This window comes from Sulfitobacter sp. HI0129 (genome assembly GCF_001635395.1).
In the GTDB taxonomy this organism is placed as follows: Bacteria; Pseudomonadota; Alphaproteobacteria; order Rhodobacterales; family Rhodobacteraceae; genus Sulfitobacter.
Genome location: NZ_LWGH01000553.1, coordinates 1 through 4,487, shown reverse-complemented (window position 1 = coordinate 4,487; position 4,487 = coordinate 1). Strand labels below are relative to the sequence as shown.

Below are 4,487 nucleotides of genomic sequence, written 5' to 3'. Positions count from 1 at the left end.
CACCACCTTGATCGCCACCGCGACCGTGATGGCGAGCGCCAGTGTCAGCACCAGATCCTCGCGCGCGGGTTTCAGCCCCGCCGCCTGCGCCAGATCGCGGTTCAGCGTGGCCGCGAGGAGCGCCGACCAGCGCCATGCGAGCAGCGCGCCCACGGCAGCGGCACCGATCCAGATCACCGCCAGATCGGCGCGGGTGACGGCCAGTATCTCTCCGAAGAGATAGGCCTGCAGGTCGATCCGCCGCCCCGGCAGCAGCGAAACCGCGACCAGCCCCGCCGCCAGCGCACCATGGGCCAGCACCCCCAGCAGCGCATCCTGCCCCAGCCGGCGCTGGGTAAGACCGGTGACAGCCAGCGCCATCAACAGGGCCACGATGAGCACCCCGGCGAGGATGGGAAGTTGCGTGGCCAGCGCGAGCGCCACCCCCAGCAAGGCCGCGTGGCTGGTGGCATCGCCGAAATAGGCCATGCGACGCCAGACCACGAAACACCCCAGCGGCGCGGTGGCCAGTGCGACCCCCAGCCCCGCCAATGCCGCGCGGACCGCGAAATCATCCAGCAGGGACATCATGGGTTCGCGTCCCGGCCTGCATGGTCATGGGTGTGATCATGATGGTGATCGTGGTCGTGTGAATGGTGGTGATCGTGCCGGTAGAGCGCCAGCGCGCCCTGCGTGCCCGACCCGAAGAGCGCGCGGTACTCGGGCGCGTCCGCCACGACTTCGGGGGCGCCTTCGCAGCAGACATGCCCGTTGAGGCAGAGCACCCGGTCCGAGGCCGCCATGACGACATGGAGATCATGGCTCACCATCAGGACGGCGCAGCCCAGTTCGGCGCGCACTGCCTCGATCTGCCGGTAGAAAGACGCGGCACCCGGCTGGTCGAGCCCCTGCGTCGCCTCGTCGAGGATCAGCAGGTGGGGGTTTCCCAGCAGGGCGCGGGCAAGGAGGATGCGCTGGAACTGACCGCCCGAAAGATCCGTCATCTGCCGCCGCGCCAGATCCGCCGTTCCGGCCTGGGCCAGCGCCGCGTCCAGCGCGGCGCGCGGCCAGCGACGCGGCAGCGACAGGAACCGCCGCACCGTAAGCGGCAGCGTCGGGTCGATATGCAGCTTCTGGGGAACATAGCCGATGCGCAGGCCCGGCATACGCTCCACCCGGCCCGCATCCGGCTCCATCGCGCCGATGAGCGCGCGCAGCAGGCTGGATTTGCCCGATCCGTTGGGGCCGACGATCGTCACGATCTCTCCCTTCTCGATGGAGAAATTGACGTTTTCCAGGATGGAGCGGCCATCGCGCCGCAGGCCGAGGCCGCGGGCGGCGATGAGGCTCATGCGGCAGCCTTCCGGCAGGCGGGGCAGAGGCCCTGCGCCTCGACCACCGTGCGTTCGATGAGAAACCCGGCTTCCTCGGCCGCGGCACCGAGGCGGCCCTGCCGCGGGGTCGTCGCTGTTTCGGCGACCGACCGGCAGGCGCGGCAGATCAGGAAGGCGGGCGCATGGTCATCGCCCAGATGGGCACAGGCGAGATAGGCGTTCAGCGCCTCGACCTTGTGGGCGAAACCCGCCTTCACCAGAAAATCGAGCGCGCGGTAGGCGACCGGCGGCTGGGAGCCGAGGCCCTCTTCGGACAGTCGCGCCAGCAGGTCATAGGCCCCCAGCGCGCGATGCTCCGAAAGCAGAATTTCCAGCGCCCGGCGGCGTACCGGGGTCAGCCGCAGCTTGCGCGCGCGGCACTGGGCCTCTGCGGCGGCGAGGCCGGAGCGGACGCATTTGGCGTGATCGTGCTGGGTAAAGCCAAGGGCGGTCATGGGATGTCCTGCGTTTTGGCTATTGATATGTTATAACATACAAGGTAGCAAGCCCCGACTTTCCCAAGGAGTCCGCCATGCCCAGATCACGTTCCGCCCTGCTGACGCTCGGCCTTGCCCTGACCGCTGCGATACCGACCCTTCTCCGGGCCGAGGTGCCCCGGGTGGCGACCGATATCGCACCCGTCCATGCGCTCGTTTCCCGCGTGATGGAGGGGGCCGGGCGCGCGCCTTCGCTGCTGCTGCCGCCCAGTGCCTCCCCCCATGATTACGCCATGCGCCCGTCGGAGGCGCGCAGCCTGTCGGAAGCCGATCTGGTGGTCTGGGTGGGTCCGGTGCTGACCCCTTGGTTGGGCGGGTCCATCGACAGTCTGGCCCCCGAGGCGGAGGTGCTGACACTGGCGGAAGTGTCCGGCACGCTGGCATTGCCCCTGCGGGAGGGGGCGCTTTTCGGTGGTCACGCGCATGGCGCGGAGGAAGCATCCGAAGGGATGGACGAGCAGCATGAGGAGGATGGCCACGAGGCGGATGAGCATGAAGAAGAGGGCCATGCAGGCGGCGACCCGCACCTCTGGCTCGATCCGCGCAACGCGGCACTCTGGCTCGGCCCCATCGCGGAGGCGATGGCAGAGCAGGACCCCGACAATGCCGCGCTCTATCTTGAGAACGCCCGCGCAGGTCAGGCAGAGCTTGCCGCGCTGGAGGAGGAAATCGCCAAAACTCTCGCACCCGCACGGGGAAAGCCGTTTCTGGTCGCGCATGACGCCTATCATCATTTCGAAGCCCGGTTCGGTATAGAGGCTTCGGGCGCGCTGGCCGATACCGAAGCCCTGGCACCGGGTGCCGCACGGCTTGCCGAAATACGCGATGCGGTGCGGGACCGCGGCATCCTGTGCATCTTTGCCGAGCCGCAGACCGACCGACGCTTGCTGGAAACGGCGACCGAAGGCAGCGAGGTCCGTTTCGGCACGCTCGATCCCGTGGGGGCAGGGCTGGAGCCGGGGGCGGGCCTTTACCCTGCGCTGCTGCGTGACATGGCCGGAGCCCTGAGGGATTGCCTCGCTCCGGGGGATTGATCTGCCGCTTCGGGGCGGTCCGCTGGTGCGGAACGCCCCGGCGAAAGTTGCGTCACCCGGCGATCTTGCCGCCGCCGCGTTTCGTCACCGCCAGAACGGAGGGGCGGGGCGGCATCGCGGGGTCAAAATCCGGCCAGCGGGTGGCCGGGTCGGCAAAAGTGCTTTCCCGCTCGAACCCTTCGAGGGCTTTCGTTCCGTCCGTGCCGGGATGCTGGACGGCGAGAAAGAGCGTTTCATCGTCCGGGGTGAAATAGGGGCCGCACATCTCACCGCCGACGGGGCAGCGAAAGAAGAGCTTGCCGGTGCCGCGCGCCGGACCTTCGGTTTCCAGCGCATAGAGCCCGTCTGACTTGCCGGTCTTGTCCCACTTGCTGCCCTGATCGGTCGAAACCCAGAGCCTTCCGGCGTTGTCGATGGCACAATTGTCGGGGCTCGCGAACCAGCCGCTTTCCGACGTGTCGGGGTTCCACTGCGCACCGACGCCCGCGATCTGCGGGTCGCCACATTGCACGAGGATCGACCATGTCCCGCGCTCCGCCGCGTGGTCGCCGCCGTCTTCGCGGATCTCGATGATATGGCCGAAGGCGTTGTCGGGGCGGGGGTTGGCGGCATTCGCGTCTTCGCGCCGGGTATTGTTGGTCAGCATGACATAGACGGCGCCGTCGCCGCGGGGTTGCGCGTCCTCCGGGCGGTCCATGGGGGTGGCGCCCAGCAGGTCGGCGGCAATGCGGGCGTCGATCATCACGTCGCCCTGATCGGCAAAGCCGTTTTCGGCCGCGAGAGGACCCGTCCCATGGATCAATGGCAACCAATGCACGGTTCCGTCCTCGTCGAAACGCGCGGCGTAAAGCGTGCCTTCGGAAAGCAGTTTTCCATTGGCGGCGCGGTCGTCGGACACGGTGCCGTCGGAGACGTATTTGTACTGGTAGTCGAAACGCGCGTCGTCCCCCATGTAGACCACCAGTCTGCCGTCGCTGCTGACGGTGGTTTCGGCACCTTCATGGCGGAAGCGTCCCAGCGCGGTATGTTTGACGGGAACGGACTCCGGGTCCATCGGGTCCACCTCGACGATCCAGCCGAACTTGTTGGGCATCCGCGGCTCCTTGTCGATATTGAACCGGTCATGGAACCGGCCCCATGCATACCATTTGCCGGGTACGCCGTAGCGCCCGTATGACGTCGCCTCGGGGTTGCCGCTGTCTGCCGTTGCCGTGCCGTCGGTCTCTTCCGCGTCGCTCCAGAAGTAGCCGTGGAAATTCTCCTCCGCCATCAGCCATGTGCCCCATGGGGTCATGCCGCCCGCGCAGTTGTTGAGCGTGCCGATCACCTGTTTCCCCGTGGGGTCGTCATTGGTCTGCAGGCGCGGATGCCCCGCGGCGGGGCCATCGAGGGTCATCGCGGTCTCGAGCGGGGTGATCCGGCGGTTGTAGCGCCCGTCGCGCACCACCTGCCACTGGCCTGCGTCGTCGCGGGCGATCTCCACCACCGTTCCGCCATGGGCGGCCATCTCGATATCCACGAACCTTGCCTGCATGTCGCCGAAATCCGCCTTGTCCTGCCGGGGGGGCAGGTCGGGGAACATCACCTCTTCGTTGGTATATTCG

5 protein-coding genes are annotated in these 4,487 nt (G+C 67.7%); 1 reads left to right on the top strand and 4 read right to left on the bottom strand.

Going from position 1 to position 4,487, the window contains the following annotated elements; translation table 11 throughout:
• The 3 genes from A3764_RS14945 to A3764_RS14935 form a co-directional block, all read right to left on the bottom strand.
• Positions 1–561, bottom strand: a 561-nt coding sequence (locus A3764_RS14945) for a metal ABC transporter permease (RefSeq protein ID WP_201722439.1), incomplete at its 3' end; no start/stop codon positions are given.
• A 5-nt stretch (positions 562–566) separates the two neighbouring features.
• Positions 567–1,331, bottom strand: coding sequence for an ATP-binding cassette domain-containing protein (locus A3764_RS14940; RefSeq protein ID WP_067921615.1), 765 nt, complete (start codon positions 1,329–1,331; stop codon positions 567–569).
• On the bottom strand, positions 1,328–1,807 hold the full coding sequence (locus tag A3764_RS14935) for a Fur family transcriptional regulator (RefSeq protein WP_067921618.1): 480 nt from the start codon (positions 1,805–1,807) through the stop codon (positions 1,328–1,330). Before A3764_RS14935 ends, A3764_RS14940 begins: the two co-directional genes overlap by 4 nt.
• 77 nt (positions 1,808–1,884) lie before the next feature.
• On the opposite strand from A3764_RS14935, the gene A3764_RS14930 reads away from it, so the two are divergent.
• The gene (locus A3764_RS14930; protein WP_067921621.1) at positions 1,885–2,883 is read left to right on the top strand and encodes a zinc ABC transporter substrate-binding protein; all 999 of its coding nucleotides are present in this window, start codon (positions 1,885–1,887) and stop codon (positions 2,881–2,883) included.
• A gap of 52 nt (positions 2,884–2,935) precedes the next feature.
• Here A3764_RS14930 and A3764_RS14925 read toward each other — a convergent pair.
• The coding region (locus tag A3764_RS14925) for a PhoX family protein (protein WP_067951719.1) at positions 2,936–4,487 on the bottom strand (1,552 nt) is incomplete at its 5' end.